Below are 18,290 nucleotides of genomic sequence, written 5' to 3'. Positions count from 1 at the left end.
TCGTCGGCTCCGGGCCGGTGGGGGACCGCGCGCCGTGCGTGGCCGGTCGCGCAGTTCCCCACCGGCCCTGGGTACCTCAGTGCATGCCTTGGAGGAGGTCCCGCACCTTGCGTACGTTCCTCAGCCGCTGTTCGTACGTCGCCCCCAGCGCGAGCAGCAGCAGGCCGGCCAGGGCCATGGGGACCCAGCGGGGCAGGGCGTCGGCGAGCTGGACGAGATAGGGGGCCAGCTCGTGCAGGGCGTCCAGGGCGAGGACCGAGCCCCCCAGCACCAGGGGCGCCTGGAGGTTGCCGCCGGCGCCCAGCAGCGTCACCGCGAGGGCGCCGAGACCCAGCAGCAGGGGGCGCTGCCAGTGCGGGTCGGCCCAGGCCGCCACCAGGCTCGGCAGCAGGGTGACGGCCAGTCCGGGACCGTACGCCGTCCACGACGAGGCCCGCGGGTCACGGCGCCGGCGCAGCAGGCCGACCAGCAGGGCGGGGACCGTGACCGGCAGCGTGTACGCCTCCGGGTCGGTGACCTCCCAGGCCCCGAGCCGCACCCAGGAGGACAGCACGAACAGGCCCGCCGCCGCACCGCCGACATGGCGGCGGTCCGGGCGTACGGCCGTGCCCGCGGCGATCACCCCGAGCAGGGCGAGGACCAGCGACAGCATCGGCGGGTGGGTCACCGCCAGGCCGACCGCCACCAGGGCGGACACCGCACCCGCCACCTCCACCGCCGGCCTCGTCGCCCCCTCGGCGCGCGGCGCGTACAGGGCCGCCGCGGCCGGCACGACCAGCACCAGCAGGGCCACGTACCGCGGCTCCCAGCCCAGGGACGCGCCCGTCGCGCAGGCCAGCGCGGTGGCGTACACGATCGCGGCCACGGCCGGCAGCGCCCGGCGGGCCAGCGTCGCGCACCCGGCCGTCAGCACCGCGAGCACGCTCAGCGTGGCCGCCTCCGTGGCCAGCGACAGCAGCACCAGCTCGGCCGAGGTGACCAGCGCCAGCACGGTCGGCGTGAGGCGGCCCGGCAGCAGCAGGGCGAGAGTCAGCGCGGCCGGCAGCACCAGGCCCGCGAGGTACGGCAGCTCCAGCGTCGCGGGCAGCACCAGCAGCGCCGCCCAGCCCAGACCCAGGGCCGTGTCCAGCACCCGCGGCCGCCACACGGCGTCCGCGGCCGGCAGCGGGGCCCCCTCCGTCATCCCGCGCCCGAAGCCGGCCCGCCGCAGGAACCGCGCGCCGTCGCCCGGCCTGCGGACCGCCGACGCCGCCACCGCCGCCACCGCGGCCAGGACCAGCGGCACCAGGGCCGCGTCAGGCGGCCACGGCACATCGGCCGTCACCGCCGCCCGGGCGTCCGCGGGCGCCCCGGACCACACCCGGGCCGCCGGCCCCAGCGGGCCCAGCAGCGTCACCGCCGGCACCGGCAGCGTCCACACCAGGGCCAGCGCCTGCACGGCCCCCGACGCCCAGAGCGCCCCCTGCCGCACCGGCTCGGGCACCCGGGAGATCCAGACGACCGCCAACAGGGCGATTCCGAGGGCGAGATGGACCGGCACCGTCCACATGCCCGGGAGCGTCACGCGCGGCACCGCGCCCAGGGCCGCCACCAGCAGCAGGCCCGCCGTCACCGCCGTACCGAGCGCGAGGCCCTGCCGCGGGGCCCGCCAGGCCGCGCCCAGGGCGATCGCCGCGGCGAACCCGAGCAGCACGGCCGCGCGGGCGGCGGCGCCCGGGCCGGACGCAGTGGCCGCCAGGGAGCCGGCCGCGAGGACACCCCAGCCGCCCGTGCCGAACGCGCCCGTCAGCGCCGTCACCCGCACGGCCCCGCCCGGCGCACGCAGCGCCAGGACACCGTCGCAGGCCGCCGTCACCAGCAGGGCCGCCGTCACCACGGACGGGTCCGCGTCCGCGGCCACCGCCCAGAGCAGCAAGGGCAGTTGGGCCACCGCGACGGCCGCGGGAACCGGCAGCCGCAGGGCCGGGTCGCACCAGCGGGCGATCCCGAGGCCGTACCCCGCCCACAGCACCCCCAGGACCGCCGACGCGGCGGCCGCGTATCCCGTGCCGTCCGTCTCCGCGAGCGCCACCCGGTGCAGCGCGTACGCGTCGAGCACCGTCAGCGCCAGCCCGAGACCGGCCACCGACTCCGCCGTCGAACGCAGACCACGCCGCAGCAGCGGCAGCGGCGCCACGAGCGCGGCAGCCGTCACCGCGGCGAGCACCAGCGCCCGCCCGGCGATGCCCAGATGGCCCCAGCTCACCACGGTGAACGCCGTCGCCGCGATGGTCAGCAGCACACCGCCCAGCACCAGCAGCACGTTCTGCACGCTCGGCGCGGACGTCTCCCGGCGGGGCGGCTGGGAGGCGGGCGGCTGCGGCCGCACCGGGGTCAGCTGGGACACCAGCCAGGCGCGGCGGGCCAGCAGCTGGGACCGGCGGGCGTCCAGCCGGAACAGCTCGGCGTCGAGGAGCCGCAACTCCTCGGCCGGGGGCGGAATGTGGGTCATGCTCGGAGTGTGTCCCGCGTCACGGCGTTCGGCATGAGTGCGGATACTCAGAACAGGTACTCAGAGCCGGCCCCGGCACACGGAGACCTTGGAGTGGACGACCATGGAATGGAACCGCTACCGCTTCCGCAGCCTGTGGGCCGTGCCCGCGCCCCCGGCCGCCGTCTACGCCGTCCTCGAACGGGCCGAGGACTATCCGCACTGGTGGCCCCAGGTGCGCGAGGTCACCCGCCTCGACGGGGCGACCGGCGTGATCCGCATCCGCTCCGTGCTGCCGTACGACCTGACCTTCACGGCGCGCGAGGTGCGGCGCGACCCCGCGGCCGGTGTGCTGGAGATCGCCATGACCGGGGACGTCGAGGGCTGGGCCCGCTGGAGCGTCCGCGCCCACGGCACCGGCAGCCTCGCCCGCTACGACCAGGTCGTCACCGTCAACAAGCCGCTGCTCAGACGCCTCGCCCTGCCCGGGCGGCCGGTCTTCCGCGCCAACCACGCGCTGATGATGCGCGCCGGACACCGCGGACTCCTCGCCCGCCTGGAAGCGGTTTGAACCAACCCCGCCGAGACCTGTATTGTTCAGTCCGTTCCCGGGCGATTAGCTCAGTGGGAGAGCGCTTCGTTCACACCGAAGAGGTCACTGGTTCGAACCCAGTATCGCCCACCGGGAAAGGCCGGTCCGCCCAGCGCGGACCGGCCTTCTTCATGCCGCGCCCCAGTGCCGCGCCCTCTTCACGCAGCTCAGGCCGCGCCTGCCTCACGCCGGGTGTCCCTCACGCCGCCGCGGGCAGCTCCGGGCGCAGCGGCCACGCCGGGTCCACCTCCTCCTCGCTGCCGTTGCGCGCGAACCACGTCTGCAGCCCGCGCGCCTGTGCCGCGTGCCACACCGCCTGCAGCGTGTGCAGCTCGGCCGGGGACAGCCGGTCCAGCCGCGAGGCGAACCTGCGCCCCACCGCCCGTACGACCTCCAGCGCGGCCAGCGCGTCCGCGGCCGCGTCGTGTGCGCCGTCCAGCTGGACGCCGTAGTGCTCGCACAGATCGGTCAGCGTGCGCCGGCCCTTGCGGTAACGGTCCAGATGCTTGTCCAGCACCCGCGGATCCAGCACCAGCAGCGGCGTCGACTCGAACCAGCGGGCCAGCGACGACGCCCGGTGCCGGCGCAGCTCGCGGTCCAGCAGGGTCAGGTCGAACGGCGCGTTCATCACCACCAGCGGCCGCCCCACGCCCGCCTGTTCACGCAGGCCGGCGGCTATCTCGTGCATCACCGGCGCCGGCCAGCGGCCGTTGCGCTGGAGATGATCCTCCGTCAGCCCGTGCACCGCCGTCGCCGCCTCCGGCACCGGCACACCCGGATTCACCAGCCAGCGCGTCACCCGCGGCCGGGCGCCCGGCGCGTCCTGGACGACGAGGGCGGCCGACACGATCCGGTCGGTCTCGACGTCCACACCCGTAGTCTCCGTGTCGAATGCCGCCAGAGGGCCCTCGTGCCACGCCTTCATCGGCTCCACCGCCCTACAACTCCTCTGTCACCGAAAGCAGCTGACGCACCGTCTTCTGCCCGTTTGGTGATACCCGGGCTGTTTGCGCACTACGCCGGGAGGAGACAACAGGAGTACGGGTCTTTGCAGTTCAGCGGCCCGCACGGGGAAAACACCTTGCCTGGAGGGCTCTCGGTCATGGCGGTAGCGCAGCCCGAGCGGGGCGGGCTGCTGCCCGACCGCACGGGACCGACTCGCGGCACACTCGCCACCACCGCCTGCATGGAGACACTGCAGGTGGGCTATCTGCACGCCGTCGCGGCGGCCGCCGGCTGCTCGCTGTCCCAGCCCTTCCCGGACAACGGCATCGACTGGCACGTCAGCCACAGCGCCCCCGGCCACACGGTCGACGACGAGGTCACCATCAAGGTCCAGCTCAAGGCGACCTACCAGATCGCGCCCAACCCCCCGGGCCGCTCCTTCTCCTTCACCCTCGACAACGCACACCTGCGCAAGCTCGCCCGCACCCCGGTCTCCGTGCACAAGATCCTGGTGGTGATGCTCGTGCCCCGGTCCCAGGACGACTGGCTGCGCGCCAGCCACGACCGGCTCGACCTCAGGCACTGCTGCTACTGGGTCAACCTCGCCGGCCACCCGATCACCGGCCGGCACCGCACCACCGTGCGCGTCCCCACCGCGCGGATCTTCGACGACCGGGCGCTGTGCGAGATCATGACGCGGGTCGGGACGGGAGGCAGACCATGACCCACCGCCCGTTCGGCGAACCTCTGCGGCCGGTGCGACCGCACCCCGAGGACATGCCGTGGAACCGCCCGCCGAGCCCCGGCGACATCGACCCGGCCGTCCTCGGCGCCCTGCTGCGCCGGCACGGCTGGCGGCGGCGCGGCGGAGCCGCCGGACGCTACGGCCGCTGGACCCCGCCCGGCCCCGCCGGCGCCGGCACCAGCCTGCTCGTGCCCGAGAGCCACGCCTTCCCCGACAGCGACGACCTGCTCGGCGAGGCCCTCGACGCCCTCGCCCGCAGCGCCACCCCCTCCGCCCGCGAGGTGCTCCTCGCGCTGAGCGTGCCCAGCGACGAGATCCGCTGGTGGCGCGACCTGCCCGACGGCCCCCGGACCTGGACGGCCGAGGAGACGCTCCGGGCCGCCGCCCGCCAGACGCTGCTAGCCGGAGCCCTCGCCACCCGCGCCCGCGCCGGCTACCACGGCGCCCGGCACCGGCGGGCCGCCACCGCACTGCTCGACGGCGTCCTCGTCGGCGCGGCCGCCGACGGGGACCACCTCACCGCCTTCGTGCCCGTCACCCCCGGCCGCCCCCTCGCCGTCCGCCTCCACCAGGCGCTGTACGCCGCCCGCGAGGCCATCGACTACCAGCGCGCCACCGGCGGCATGGACGCCTTCGACGGTGCGATCGAGGCCGGCGTCAGCCGCGAGCTGACCGAGGCGCTGATCGCCCTGGTCCGGGGCAGCGAGGGCGCCCGCATCGCCGTCGCCTGGGCGCCCGGCGCAGGCGTCCCCGACGGCTGCTCCTGCGAACCCGTCGAGTTCTCGCCAGGCGACCTGCCCGCCCTGCGCGAGGCCGGCACCCGCTATCTGCGCGCCGAGCCCTCCGAGCCCGTACGCCTCACCGGAGCCGTCGTCCGCATGCGCAGATCGGGCCCGCGCGGCGCCGGCAGCGTCCGGCTGCGCGTCCTGGCAGGCGCCGAGATCCCGCACGTCCGGGTCGTCCTCGACGAGGAGGACTACCGCATCGCCGGGCACGCCCACCTCGTGGGGCTGCCGGTGCGGCTGCAGGGGCGCCTGGAGAGCAGGGGCGGCTTCCGGCGGCTGACCGGCGCCTCGGGGGTCGTGCCCGTGCAGGTCGACGAGGAGGAGCGGGACCGGCTGCTGAAGTCCATGCAGGAGAACCTGGACTTCCTGGAGGAGGCCTGCGGCGGGGAATGATTTCGCGGTCAGGGGTGCGGGGTCGGTACGATCGCATCCAATGCGTGCGCTCCGGTATGGCGCCGCACCCCCCTTCAGTCAGGAGAGACCGGTGTCAGACGTCCGTGTGATCATCCAACGCGATTCCGAGCGGGAAGAGCGCGTGGTGACGACGGGCACTACGGCCGCCGACCTCTTCGCCGGCGAGCGCTCGATCATCGCCGCGCGCGTGGCCGGTGAGCTGAAGGACCTCACGTACGTCCTGCAGGACGGCGAGACCGTCGAGGGCGTCGAGATCTCCTCCGAGGACGGCCTCAACATCCTGCGCCACTCCACCGCGCACGTCATGGCGCAGGCCGTGCAGGAGCTGTTCCCCGAGGCCAAGCTGGGCATCGGCCCGCCCGTCAAGGACGGCTTCTACTACGACTTCGACGTCGAGAAGCCGTTCACGCCCGAGGATCTCAAGGCCATCGAGAAGAAGATGCAGGAGATCCAGAAGCGCGGGCAGAAGTTCGCCCGCCGCGTGGTCACCGACGAGGCCGCCCGCGAGGAGCTCGCGGACGAGCCGTACAAGCTGGAGCTGATCGGCCTCAAGGGCGCCGCCTCCAGCGACGACGGCGCGGACGTCGAGGTCGGCGCCGGCGAGCTGACGATCTACGACAACCTGGACGCCAAGACCGGCGAGCTGTGCTGGAAGGACCTCTGCCGTGGTCCGCACCTGCCCTCCACCCGGCTCATCCCGGCGTTCAAGCTGATGCGCAACGCCGCCGCCTACTGGCGCGGCAGCGAGAAGAACCCGATGCTCCAGCGCATCTACGGCACCGCCTGGCCGTCGAAGGACGAGCTGAAGGCCTACCTCGACTTCCTCGCCGAGGCCGAGAAGCGCGACCACCGCAAGCTGGGCAACGAGCTGGACCTGTTCTCCATCCCGGAGCAGATCGGCTCCGGCCTCGCCGTCTTCCACCCCAAGGGCGGCATCGTCCGACGGGTCATGGAGGACTACTCGCGGCGCCGCCACGAGGAAGAGGGCTACGAGTTCGTCTACACCCCGCACGCCACGAAGGGGAAGCTCTTCGAGACGTCCGGGCACCTGGACTGGTACGCCGACGGCATGTACCCGCCCATGCAGCTCGACGAGGGCGTGGACTACTACCTCAAGCCCATGAACTGCCCGATGCACAACCTGATCTTCGACGCGCGCGGGCGTTCGTACCGTGAACTGCCGCTGCGCCTGTTCGAGTTCGGGACGGTGTACCGGTACGAGAAGTCGGGTGTCGTGCACGGCCTGACCCGTGCGCGCGGCTTCACGCAGGACGACGCGCACATCTACTGCACCCGCGAGCAGATGTCGGAGGAGCTCGACAAGACGCTCACCTTCGTCCTCGGCCTGCTGCGCGACTACGGCCTGACCGACTTCTACCTCGAGCTGTCGACCAAGGACCCGGAGAAGTTCGTCGGCTCCGACGAGGTCTGGGAGGAAGCGACCGAGACGCTGCGCGAGGTCGCCGAGAAGCAGGGCCTGCCCCTGGTCCCGGACCCGGGCGGCGCCGCCTTCTACGGCCCGAAGATCTCCGTCCAGGCCAAGGACGCCATCGGCCGCACCTGGCAGATGTCGACCATCCAGCTCGACTTCAACCTGCCCGAGCGGTTCGACCTGGAGTACACCGGCCCCGACGGCTCCAAGCAGCGCCCGGTCATGATCCACCGCGCGCTGTTCGGCTCCATCGAGCGCTTCTTCGCCGTCCTTCTGGAGCACTACGCGGGTGCCTTCCCGGCGTGGCTCGCCCCGGTGCAGGCGATCGGCATCCCGATCGGTGACGCGCACGTGGAGTACCTGGAGAAGTTCGCCGCCGAGGCGAAGAAGAAGGGCCTGCGGGTCGAGGTGGACTCCTCCTCGGACCGTATGCAGAAGAAGATCCGCAACGCCCAGAAGCAGAAGGTGCCCTTCATGGTCATCGCGGGCGACGAGGACATGTCGAACAACTCGGTGTCCTTCCGCTACCGCGACGGCTCCCAGGAGAACGGCATCCCCTTCGACGAGGCCATCGCGAAGATCGCGAAGGTCGTCGAGGAGCGGGCGCAGGTCTGACCCCTCGCCGAGGGCCCCCGGGGATCATCCCGGGGGCCTTTCGTCGTCCTGTCGTGAGAACACCTGGATCAGCCAGGACGAGAACGACCCCGTCACCGCGCCCAGCAGCGCCAGCCCGCAGGCCATCATGCCGACGGCGATCAGCCGGCCCACCGGGGTGACCGGGGCGATGTCGCCGTAGCCGACGGTGGCGAGCGTCGAGCAGGTCCACCAGACGGCGTCCCCGAAGGTGCGCATGCTCGCACCCGGCGCCCCGCGCTCCTGCTGGTACACGGCGAGGGCACCCGCGAACCCGAGCAGGCCCGTCGAGATCCCGGCGTACGTGATCACCCGCGCGTGCAGCGGCAGCCGGGGATGTCCGTGCCGGCGCTGGACCGCCTCGTAGAGCCGGACGATCCGCAGCGGGCGCAGCAGCGGCAGCACTACCACCAGGGTGTCCAGCCACTGCCGCCGTACGAAGCCGGGGCCCTGGCCGCTGAGCCGCCAGCGGACGGCGTAGTCCAGGGCGAACAGCGCCCACGCCCCGCACATCACGGTGACGGGCAGCACGCCGTGGGGGGCGAGGACCTGGACGGCGTACGAGGCGAGGAAGGCGAGGGACGCCACGGCGAGCGGCACCTCGGTGCGCTGTTCCCAGGTGGTCTGGGGCGGGGAGTCGTCCACGGCCTCAGCTTGGCCGGGGAGGGCGTCTCGCGCGCCCCGGCGACACGCCACGAACGGGCGAAGCCATATGCTGCACAACATGACGAGTGAGCCGGAGCAGCAGATCGGAGTGGGGACGCAGGACGCGTTCCAGCGCCTGTGGACGCCCCATCGGATGGCGTACATCCAGGGTGAGAACAAGCCGACCGGCCCCGGGGCCGACGACGGCTGTCCCTTCTGCTCGATCCCGGCCAAGTCGGACGAGGACGGGCTGATCGTCAAGCGGGGTGCGCAGGTGTACGCGGTGCTGAACCTGTACCCGTACAACGGCGGCCATCTGATGACCGTGCCCTACCGTCATGTCGCCGACTACACCGACCTCACCGAGGCGGAGACGGCGGAGCTGGGGGAGCTGACCAAGCAGGCGATGACGGCCCTGCGGACCGCGTCCGGCGCGCACGGCTTCAACATCGGCATGAACCAGGGCACCGTCGCGGGCGCCGGTATCGCCGCCCATCTGCACCAGCACATCGTCCCGCGCTGGGGCGGCGACACCAACTTCATGCCGGTCGTCGGTCACACCAAGGTGCTGCCACAGCTGCTGGCCGACACACGGAAGATGCTGGCGGACGCCTGGCCGGCGTGAGCCGCTACGCGTCGTAGAGGTCGGCCTTCCTCGGGGTGGGGTCCTGGACGTTGCCGCTGAGGAAGGCCGAGCGGGCACCGAACTTCTCGGTGTCCACGCCGTTCTCCTCCAGCACCTTGATCGCGGCCGAGTGCACCACGCGCAGGACCGGGGTCGCCGCGCGCAGGGCGTCGTCGGCCATGAAGCGGTGGCGCCAGGGCTGGTCGGCCCAGGCGTGCCGCAGGCCGAAGGGCTCGGGCAGGGATATGGAGCCGCCGAGCCAGTTCAGCAGCGGCGGGTACCAGGTGAGCGGGGCGCGGACGGCGAGCCGTACGACCTCGTTGGTGGTGACCAGGGGGAGATTGACCGTACGGCTCTCCCACGGCTTGAACTGCTTGGTGACCTGCTTGGTGGGGGCCTCCGGCTTGGCCATGAACAGCGGGTTGACCGGTCCGAGGGCGTGGCCGGTGACCTCGATGCGCAGGGTGGCGTGCAGCACGGTGACGGTGATCAGCATGGTGATGACCAGCTGGCCGTCCCACAGGGTCCACTGCACGCCCAGGTAGTGGCGGTCGCCGGCGCCGAACTGCTGGCGGTTGCAGATCTCCTGTATGGCGTGCGGCTTGACCTGGTAGGCCTCCACGTCCGTGCCCTCGGGCCGGGAGACGGCCTTGGCGTTCTCCCCGACGGGGGTGACGATCCAGTGGCGTATCGACGGGGTGGGGAAGCCTCCGGTGTTGAGCGGGCCGCGTTCCAGCATGCGCAGCTGGTCGTGGATCGCGCGGATCACGTCCCAGCTGCGGAAGGGGTGGATCTCCCGGTCGGCGTCGGCGGGGACCAGTTCCTCGGCGAGCTGCCAGGCGCCCCAGCGGGTGCCCATGCCGAGGACGCCCTTGGGGCCGGCGTAGAAGACGGAGTTGGACTGCTGCTCGGCGCTGAGGCGGGCCAGGGACTGGCGGAGCTGCTCGGCGGCGGTCTCGCCGGGGCTGCTGGGGACGGCCTCGGGGACCTTGGCGCCGACGCTGCTGCCGGACAGCAGGCCCGCCCAGCGCTCGCGCAGGTCGCGCGCGGTCGACTCGCAGATCCGGCGGGCGCCGAACCAGCCGAGGACGGGCACCACGACGGCCGCGCGGGCGTACCAGCCCCAGAATCCGGTGAACGGCATCCGGAGCAGGAAGATCACGGCGAGGGCGCCGACGGCGACGAGCAGGGTGGTGGCGAGCGCGGAGGCGCGCTTGTCGTCGCGTCTGTCGACGGTGGCGCGCAGCTGGAAGACCAGCAGCCACACCAGGAAGCCGGGCAGGAAGAGCAGTCCGCAGACCACGCTGACGGCGGTGAGTTTGTTGTCCCGCTCGCGGCGGATGCGGTTGGCGGCCAGGCAGTGTTCGACGACGACCTGGGGTTCGGTGCCGAAGGACTGGATCAGCGGCTTGCGGCCGCTGCCCAGCATGCGGTCGACGACCGCGCGGGAGAACGCCTCGCCGAGGTTGGGGCGGAAGATCTTGGCCCAGGAGCGGCCTTCGTTGACCGTCGTCTGGTGCCAGTCGTTGTCGGCCTTCTTGATCTCCTCCATCGGGCCGTCCCGGTAGGCCGCGGAGGCCAGCGCGAAGGTCGCCGTCTGCCCCTCGTCGCCCGTGCGCGGCACCTGTGGTCCGAAGATGTCCGCGTAACCGCTGTCAACGGTCATTCCCGCCCCCTCGCCGCTGTGTTGCCCTCTGCGGCCTTCCCGACTTCACTGCCCCGCACACCTGTTGATCAGGTCATCAGCGTATCCGCAGGTACCGACATCGCGTCGGCGGACGGCCGAAAGCCGTCCGCCGATCCGGGGGAGTGCGGTCCGTGCCGGTGAAATCGGTCGTGCCGCCAGGGCACTTGGCGGCGGACCGTGTCGACTAGGAGGCCTTCGCCTCCTGTTGGCGCAGCCGTTCTGCGACCTGCTGCGGCATGGGTTCGTGCCGGGCGTAGGAGCGGTCGAAGCGGGCCGTGCCGTGGGAGAGGGAGCGCAGGTCGACCGCGTACCGGCCGATCTCGATCTCGGGCACCTCGGCCTTGACGAGGGTGCGGCCGCCGCTGGTCTGCTCGGTGCCGAGGACCCGGCCGCGCCGGCCGGACAGGTCGCTCATCACGGCGCCCACGTACTCGTCGCCGACGAGCACGCTGACCTCGGCGACCGGTTCCAGCAGATGGATCCTGGCGTCGGCCGCGGCCTCCCTGAGCGCGAGCGCGCCGGCGGTCTGGAAGGCGGCGTCGGAGGAGTCCACCGAGTGCGCCTTGCCGTCGAGCAGCGTGATCCGCACGTCGACGAGCGGATGCCCGGCGGCGACGCCCTTGGCGGCCTGGGCGCGCACGCCCTTCTCGACGGAGGGGATGAACTGCCGGGGCACGGCGCCGCCGACGACCTTGTCGACGAACTCGATGCCGGAGCCGTTCGGCAGGGGCTCGACCTCGATCTCGCAGATGGCGTACTGGCCGTGTCCGCCGGACTGCTTCACATGGCGTCCGCGCCCGGCCGACTTCGCCGCGAACGTCTCCCGCAGCGACACCTTGTGCGGTACGACGTCGACCTGGACGCCGTAGCGGCTGCGCAGCCGTTCCAGCGCGACGTCGGCATGCGCCTCGCCCAGGCACCACAGGACGACCTGGTGGGTGTCCTGGTTCTGCTCCAGGCGCATGGTGGGGTCCTCGGCGGCGAGCCGGGAAAGGCCCTGGGAGAGCTTGTCCTCGTCGGCCTTGCTGTGCGCCTGGATGGCGAGCGGCAGCAGCGGGTCGGGCATCCGCCAGGGCTCCATCAGCAGCGGGTCGTCCTTGGCGGAGAGGGTGTCGCCGGTCTCGGCGCGGCTCAGTTTCGCCACGCAGACCAGGTCGCCGGCGACGGCGTGGGTGACGGGGCGCTGTTGTTTGCCGAACGGTGTGGACAGGGCGCCGATGCGCTCGTCGACGTCGTGGTCCTCGTGCCCGCGGTCGGCGAGGCCGTGCCCGGAGACGTGGACGGTCTCGTCGGGGTGCAGGGTGCCGGAGAAGACGCGGACCAGCGAGATCCGGCCGACGTAGGGGTCGGAGGCGGTCTTGACGACCTCGGCGACCAGGGGACCTGAGGGGTCGCAGAGGGCCAGGTCGCGGGGTTTGCCGTCGGGTGTGGTGACCGCGGGCGCCTCCCGCTCCAGCGGGGTGGGGAAGCCGCGGGTGATCAGCTCCAGGAGTTCGACGGTGCCGAGGCCCTGCTTGGCGCCCTCGGCCGCGGGGGCGGCGGCCAGGACGGGGAAGAACGTGCCCCGCGCGACGGCCCGTTCCAGGTCCTGGATCAGCGTCTTGACGTCGATGGGCTCGCCGCCGACGTAGCGGTCCATGAGGGTCTCGTCCTCGCTCTCGGCGATGATCCCCTCGATCAGCCGGTTGCGGGCCTCCTCGATGAGCGGCAGCTGGTCCTCGCCCGGCTGGGACTCCTCGCGCCGGCCGGTGGAGTAGTCGAAGAGGGTCTGCGACAGCAGTCCGATCAGGCCGGTCACGGGAGCGTGCCCGTCGGGTGCCTGGGGTCCGTGCAGCGGCAGGTACAGCGGCAGCACCGCGTCCGGGTCGTCCCCGCCGAAGGCGTCCGCGCAGATCCGGGTCATCTCCTCGAAGTCGGCCCGCGCGGCCTCCAGGTGCGTGACGACGATGGCCCGTGGCATGCCGACGGCCGCGCACTCCTCCCACACCATGCGGGTGGAGCCGTCCACGCCGTCCGACGCCGAGACGACGAAGAGGGCCGCGTCCGCCGCGCGCAGACCGGCCCGCAGTTCTCCGACGAAGTCGGCGTATCCGGGGGTGTCGAGGATGTTGATCTTGATGCCGTCCCATTCGACGGGCACCAGGGAGAGCTGCACCGAGCGCTGCTGACGGTGCTCGATGTCGTCGTAGTCGGAGACGGTGCCGCCGTCCTCCACGCGGCCCGCCCGGTTGACCGCCCCCGCGGTCAGCGCGAGGGCCTCCACCAAAGTCGTCTTGCCCGCTCCGGAGTGGCCGACCAGCACCACATTCCGTACGGACGCGGGTTGGTCGGCCGCCACTGCCCTGCCGGCGGCCCCGGGGTGTGCGTTCGCCTTGTCGCCCATGGCCTTGCCTCCCGTGCACGGTGAGGTCTCTGTGGGCGCGGGCACGCGGAACCTCCCCCAGAGGGGGCACCCCCAGGGCGGCTCCGGTGACGCCCGCGGTTCTTTCGAGCTTTGCACCACCGTCACGGTGCGTCCATACGAACGGAGGGAACCGGCCGCCCGCCGCCGGCTGCGGTCCCGTTCGCCCGGATCGGCTGGACGGCTGCGGGTGCCCGGCGGCCGGCGGCACGCGCGCGTGGCTACGATGGGCCAGCCGGTGGCCAGCAGGGGCCGCGCGGCGACACCGACCCTCGGGAAGGCCATGCTGAACAAGTACGCGCGTGCATTCTTCACGCGTGTCCTCACGCCGTTCGCCGCGTTTCTGATCCGCAGGGGCGTCAGCCCCGACACGGTGACGCTGATCGGCACCGCCGGTGTGGTCGCGGGCGCACTGGTCTTCTTCCCCCGGGGCGAGTTCTTCTGGGGCACGATCGTCATCACGCTGTTCGTGTTCTCCGACCTCGTCGACGGCAACATGGCCCGCCAGCTCGGCCGCTCCAGCCGCTGGGGCGCCTTCCTGGACTCCACGCTGGACCGGGTCGCGGACGGCGCCGTCTTCGGCGGGTTCGCCCTCTGGTACGCCGGCAGCGGCGACGACAACATCCTGTGCGCGGTGTCGATCTTCTGCCTGGCGAGCGGGCAGGTGGTGTCGTACACCAAGGCGCGCGGTGAGTCGATCGGCCTGCCGGTGGCGGTCAACGGCCTGGTCGAGCGGGCCGAGCGGCTGGTGATCTCGCTGGTCGCGGCAGGGCTCGCGGGCCTGCACGGGTTCGGTGTGCCGGGCATCGACGTGCTGCTGCCGATCGCGCTGTGGCTGGTCGCCGTGGGCAGCCTGGTCACGCTGATCCAGCGGGTGGTGACCGTGCGTCGCGAGTCCGCCGAGGCCGAGGCGGCGGAGGCTTCGCAGGTCTCGCAGGCCGGCCAGGGCGACGCGCAGAGCAGTGAGGCGGCGAAGTGAGGGTTCAGGAGCGTCTGACGGACGCGCTGTACGGAGCAGGCTGGAGCACGGTCAAGAAGCTGCCCGAGCCGGCCGCCGTACGCCTGGGCCGTACCGTCGCCGACCTCGCCTGGAAGAAGCGCGGCAAGGGCGTGCGGCGGCTGGAGAGCAACTACGCGCGCGTGCTGCCCGACGCGAGCCCCGAGCGGCTGGCCGAGCTGTCCCGCGCGGGCATGCGCTCGTATCTGCGCTACTGGATGGAGTCCTTCCGGCTGCCCGCGTGGAGTGCCGAGCGGGTCAGGAACGGCTTCGACCCCAAGGACCTGCACCACCTGACCGACGGCCTCGCCTCCGGCAGGGGTGTCGTCCTGGCGCTGCCGCACCTGGCGAACTGGGACCTGGCCGGCGCCTGGGTCACCACCGAGCTGGAGACCCCGTTCACCACGGTCGCCGAGCGCCTCAAGCCCGAGACGCTGTACGACCGCTTCGTCGCCTACCGCGAGGGCCTCGGCATGGAGGTCCTGCCGCACAGCGGCGGCTCCGCCTTCGGCACGCTGGCCCGCAGGTTGCGCGACGGTGGCCTGGTCTGCCTGGTCGCCGACCGCGACCTGTCGGCCTCCGGCGTGGAGGTGGAGTTCTTCGGCGAGACGGCCCGGATGCCCGCCGGACCCGCCCTGCTCGCCCAGCAGACCGGCGCCCTGCTGCTGCCGGTGACGCTCTGGTACGACGACTCGCCCGTCATGCGGGGCCGGGTCCATCCGCCGGTCGAGGTGCCCGAGTCAGGTACGCGCGCCGAGAAGACGTCTGTCATGACACAGGCCCTGGCCGACGTGTTCGCCAGGGGCATCTCCAAGCACCCGGAGGACTGGCACATGCTGCAACGGCTGTGGCTCGCCGACCTCGAGCCGTCGCCCGCCCCGTCGAAGGAGCGGCGCGCGTGAGGATCGGCATCGTCTGCCCGTACTCCTGGGACGTGCCCGGCGGCGTCCAGTTCCACATCCGCGACCTCGCCGAGTACTTCATTCGCCTCGGCCACGAGGTGTCCGTCCTCGCCCCGGCCGACGAGGACACCCCGCTGCCGCCGTACGTCGTCTCCGCGGGCCGCGCGGTCCCGGTGCCGTACAACGGCTCGGTGGCCCGGCTGAACTTCGGCTTCCTGTCGGCCGCGCGGGTGCGCCGCTGGCTGCACGACGGCGCGTTCGACGTGGTGCACATCCATGAGCCGACGTCGCCGTCGCTGGGCCTGCTGACCTGCTGGGCCGCGCAGGGACCCATGGTCGCCACGTTCCACACGTCCAACCCGCGCTCCAAGGCGATGATCGCCGCGTACTCGATCCTGCAGGCCGCGCTGGAGAAGATCAGCGCGCGCATCGCGGTCAGCGAGTACGCCCGCCGCACCCTGGTGGAGCACCTGGGCGGGGACGCGGTCGTCATCCCCAACGGCGTCGACGTCGACTTCTTCGCCGGGGCCGAGCCCAACCCCGACTGGCAGGGCGAGACCATCGGCTTCATCGGCCGCATCGACGAGCCCCGCAAGGGCCTGCCGGTGCTGATGCGGGCCCTGCCGAAGATCTTCGCCGCCTACCCCAAGGCACGGCTGCTGGTCGCCGGCCGCGGTGACGAGCAGGCCGCGGTGGCCGACCTGCCCCGGGAGCTGCACTCACGCGTGGAGTTCCTCGGCATGGTCAGCGACGAGGACAAGGCGCGGCTGCTGCGCAGCGTCGACGTCTACGTCGCCCCGAACACCGGCGGGGAGAGCTTCGGCATCATCCTGGTCGAGGCACTGTCCGCGGGCGCCCCCGTCCTCGCCTCCGACCTCGACGCCTTCACCCAGGTCCTGGACCAGGGCGCGGCCGGCGAGCTCTTCGCCAACGAGGACGCCGACGCCCTCGCCGCCGCCGCGGTCCGCCTCCTCGGCGACCCCGGCCGCCGCACCGAACTCCGCGAACGGGGCAGCGCCCACGTCCGCCGCTTCGACTGGTCCACCGTCGGCGCCGACATCCTGTCGGTCTACGAGACGGTCACGGCGGGCGCGGCCGCGGTGGCCGCCGCGGACGACCGCGAGCCGGGGACGGGCCTGCGGGCCCGGCTGGGCCTGGCCAGAGACTGACACCGGCGCCGGCGCCCGCCGGGCGGGCCCGCGCGGGGAGCGGCGGGTCCCCCGGTCGGGGCCCGCCCCGTGATCCGCGGCGCGTAGTCTGTGCGCCCGTGACCGCAACCCTCATCTGGATCCTCGTCGCCCTTGTGGCCATCGGCCTGTACCTGAGCTGGACGGCGGGCCGGCTGGACCGGCTGCACGCCCGCATCGACGCCGCGCGCGCCGCGCTGGACGCGCAGTTGCTGCGCAGGGCGTCCGTGACACAGGAGCTGGCGACCTCGGGTGTGCTGGACCCCGCCGCGTCGATCGTGCTGTACGAGGCGGCGCATGCCGCCCGGCAGGCCGAGGAGGAGCAGCGGGAGGTCGCCGAGAGCGAGCTGAGCCAGGCGCTGCGGGCCGTGTTCGCGGAGGCGGCGCAGGTGGAGGCGGTGCGGGAGGCGCCCGGGGGGGAGGGGGCCGCCCGCGAGCTCACCGAGGCCGTACGGCGCGTGCCGATGGCCCGCCGCTTCCACAACGACGCCGTCGGCGCGGCCCGCCGACTGCGGGAGCACCGCAAGGTCCGCTGGTTCCGGCTGGCCGGGCACGCCCCGTTCCCGATGGCTTTCGAGATGGACGACGAGCCTCCGGCGGCGCTGGCGGACCGGGCGGCCTGAGCGGGTCCGGGCCGGGTGGTCTCCGGGTCCCGGCCCGGGGTGGTCTCCGGGGCCCGAGCCGGGGTGGTTTCCGGGACGCGAGCCGGGGTGGTTTCCGGGTCCCGGCCCGGGGTGGTCTCCGGGCCCCGCGCCGCGATGGTTTCCGGGCCCCGAGCGGCGATGGTTTCCGGCCTGCCGCCTCTCCCTGGCGCAAAAACGATCCACCGGGTTCTCATTGGCCCTTGCTGTGGCCTGGCCCGTTCACGTTTCCTCGGTGATGCAGAAACCCTCTTTTCACACTTCTGTGAGGTCAACCCGTGTCCATCACCGAGAACCAGGCTCCCGCCACCGGCACCGCCCGCGTGAAGCGCGGCATGGCCGAGCAGCTCAAGGGCGGCGTCATCATGGACGTCGTCACGCCGGAGCAGGCGAAGATCGCGGAGGACGCGGGCGCCGTCGCCGTCATGGCCCTCGAGCGCGTCCCGGCCGACATCCGCAAGGACGGCGGCGTGGCCCGTATGTCCGACCCGGACATGATCGAGGGCATCATCGACGCCGTCTCCATCCCGGTGATGGCCAAGTCGCGCATCGGCCACTTCGTCGAGGCCCAGGTCCTGCAGTCCCTCGGCGTCGACTACATCGACGAGTCGGAGGTCCTCACCCCGGCCGACGAGGTCAACCACTCCGACAAGTGGGCCTTCACGACCCCCTTCGTCTGCGGCGCCACCAACCTCGGCGAGGCCCTGCGCCGCATCGCCGAGGGCGCGGCCATGATCCGCTCCAAGGGCGAGGCCGGCACCGGCAACGTCGTCGAGGCCGTCCGCCACCTGCGCCAGATCAAGAACGAGATCGCCCGCCTGCGCGGCTACGACAACAACGAGCTCTACGCCGCCGCCAAGGAGCTGCGCGCCCCCTACGAGCTCGTCAAGGAGGTCGCCGAGCTCGGCAAGCTCCCGGTCGTGCTGTTCTCCGCCGGTGGCGTGGCCACCCCGGCCGACGCCGCCCTGATGCGCCAGCTCGGCGCCGAGGGCGTCTTCGTCGGCTCCGGCATCTTCAAGTCCGGCGACCCGGCCAAGCGCGCCGCCGCCATCGTGAAGGCCACCACCTTCTACGACGACCCGAAGATCATCGCCGACGCGTCCCGCAACCTCGGTGAGGCCATGGTCGGCATCAACTGCGACACCCTCCCCGAGGCCGAGCGCTACGCCAACCGCGGCTGGTAAGCACC

General features: G+C 72.7%; 15 protein-coding genes and 1 tRNA gene. 11 read left to right on the top strand and 5 right to left on the bottom strand.

Going from position 1 to position 18,290, the window contains the following annotated elements:
- Window positions 1-76 precede the first annotated feature (76 nt).
- A complete protein-coding gene (locus ACIGXJ_RS23120) occupies window positions 77-2,491 on the bottom strand; it encodes an SCO7613 C-terminal domain-containing membrane protein (RefSeq protein ID WP_399648456.1) in 2,415 nt (804 codons plus the stop codon).
- A 103-nt stretch (window positions 2,492-2,594) separates the two neighbouring features.
- On the opposite strand from ACIGXJ_RS23120, the gene ACIGXJ_RS23115 reads away from it, so the two are divergent.
- A complete protein-coding gene (locus ACIGXJ_RS23115) occupies window positions 2,595-3,041 on the top strand; it encodes an SRPBCC family protein (protein ID WP_399648453.1) in 447 nt (148 codons plus the stop codon).
- 39 nt (window positions 3,042-3,080) lie between these two features.
- Window positions 3,081-3,152, top strand: a tRNA-Val gene (locus ACIGXJ_RS23110).
- Between the two features lie 109 nt (window positions 3,153-3,261).
- Here the strand turns inward: ACIGXJ_RS23110 and ACIGXJ_RS23105 are convergent.
- Window positions 3,262-3,987, bottom strand: coding sequence for a 3'-5' exonuclease (locus tag ACIGXJ_RS23105; RefSeq protein WP_399649089.1), 726 nt, complete (start codon window positions 3,985-3,987; stop codon window positions 3,262-3,264).
- A gap of 177 nt (window positions 3,988-4,164) precedes the next feature.
- Here ACIGXJ_RS23105 and ACIGXJ_RS23100 point away from each other — a divergent pair, with 177 nt between their 5' ends.
- The 3 genes from ACIGXJ_RS23100 (at window position 4,165) to thrS (ending at window position 7,998) form a co-directional block, all read left to right on the top strand.
- Complete coding sequence (locus tag ACIGXJ_RS23100; RefSeq protein WP_399648451.1) at window positions 4,165-4,731, top strand: DUF4365 domain-containing protein; 567 nt, start codon at window positions 4,165-4,167, stop codon at window positions 4,729-4,731.
- The gene (locus ACIGXJ_RS23095) at window positions 4,728-5,930 is read left to right on the top strand and encodes a hypothetical protein (RefSeq protein WP_399648449.1); all 1,203 of its coding nucleotides are present in this window, start codon (window positions 4,728-4,730) and stop codon (window positions 5,928-5,930) included. Before ACIGXJ_RS23100 ends, ACIGXJ_RS23095 begins: the two co-directional genes overlap by 4 nt.
- Before the next feature lie 91 nt (window positions 5,931-6,021).
- The gene (gene thrS / locus ACIGXJ_RS23090) at window positions 6,022-7,998 is read left to right on the top strand and encodes a threonine--tRNA ligase (protein ID WP_399648447.1); all 1,977 of its coding nucleotides are present in this window, start codon (window positions 6,022-6,024) and stop codon (window positions 7,996-7,998) included.
- Window positions 7,999-8,022: 24 nt separating this feature from the next.
- On the opposite strand, the gene ACIGXJ_RS23085 is transcribed toward thrS, so the two are convergent.
- Entirely contained in the window at window positions 8,023-8,661 is a 639-nt protein-coding gene (locus ACIGXJ_RS23085; protein ID WP_399648445.1) for a potassium channel family protein, read from the bottom strand.
- Window positions 8,662-8,728: 67 nt separating this feature from the next.
- On the opposite strand from ACIGXJ_RS23085, the gene ACIGXJ_RS23080 reads away from it, so the two are divergent.
- A complete protein-coding gene (locus ACIGXJ_RS23080; RefSeq protein ID WP_399648443.1) occupies window positions 8,729-9,286 on the top strand; it encodes an HIT family protein in 558 nt (185 codons plus the stop codon).
- A gap of 4 nt (window positions 9,287-9,290) precedes the next feature.
- On the opposite strand, the gene ACIGXJ_RS23075 is transcribed toward ACIGXJ_RS23080, so the two are convergent.
- Both ACIGXJ_RS23075 and ACIGXJ_RS23070 read right to left on the bottom strand, forming a co-directional pair.
- Window positions 9,291-10,952, bottom strand: coding sequence for a hypothetical protein (locus tag ACIGXJ_RS23075; protein WP_399648440.1), 1,662 nt, complete (start codon window positions 10,950-10,952; stop codon window positions 9,291-9,293).
- Between the two features lie 205 nt (window positions 10,953-11,157).
- Window positions 11,158-13,356: an elongation factor G-like protein EF-G2 gene (locus ACIGXJ_RS23070; protein ID WP_399649087.1), complete on the bottom strand. Its 2,199-nt coding sequence runs from the start codon at window positions 13,354-13,356 to the stop codon at window positions 11,158-11,160.
- 244 nt (window positions 13,357-13,600) lie between these two features.
- Between ACIGXJ_RS23070 and pgsA the strand changes: the two genes are divergently transcribed.
- From pgsA to pdxS, 5 genes are all read left to right on the top strand, one after another.
- Window positions 13,601-14,353 carry a phosphatidylinositol phosphate synthase gene (gene pgsA, locus ACIGXJ_RS23065; protein ID WP_399649085.1) on the top strand — a complete coding sequence of 251 codons (753 nt, stop codon included), beginning with the start codon at window positions 13,601-13,603 and terminating at the stop codon, window positions 14,351-14,353.
- Complete coding sequence (locus ACIGXJ_RS23060; protein ID WP_399648437.1) at window positions 14,350-15,273, top strand: phosphatidylinositol mannoside acyltransferase; 924 nt, start codon at window positions 14,350-14,352, stop codon at window positions 15,271-15,273. Before pgsA ends, ACIGXJ_RS23060 begins: the two co-directional genes overlap by 4 nt.
- On the top strand, window positions 15,270-16,442 hold the full coding sequence (locus ACIGXJ_RS23055) for a glycosyltransferase family 4 protein (RefSeq protein ID WP_399648435.1): 1,173 nt from the start codon (window positions 15,270-15,272) through the stop codon (window positions 16,440-16,442). The genes ACIGXJ_RS23060 and ACIGXJ_RS23055 overlap by 4 nt, the downstream gene beginning before the upstream one ends.
- Before the next feature lie 98 nt (window positions 16,443-16,540).
- Window positions 16,541-17,083: a hypothetical protein gene (locus ACIGXJ_RS23050; protein WP_399648433.1), complete on the top strand. Its 543-nt coding sequence runs from the start codon at window positions 16,541-16,543 to the stop codon at window positions 17,081-17,083.
- Between the two features lie 296 nt (window positions 17,084-17,379).
- Window positions 17,380-18,285: a pyridoxal 5'-phosphate synthase lyase subunit PdxS gene (pdxS, locus tag ACIGXJ_RS23045; protein WP_399648430.1), complete on the top strand. Its 906-nt coding sequence runs from the start codon at window positions 17,380-17,382 to the stop codon at window positions 18,283-18,285.
- The last annotated feature ends 5 nt before the right edge of the window (window positions 18,286-18,290 follow it).

The sequence above is a fragment of the Streptomyces sp. NPDC053367 genome (assembly GCF_044545925.1).
Classification (GTDB): domain Bacteria; phylum Actinomycetota; class Actinomycetes; order Streptomycetales; family Streptomycetaceae; genus Streptomyces.
The sequence above is the reverse complement of the archived record's forward strand: the minus strand, read 5'-3'. Positions and strand labels throughout refer to the sequence as shown.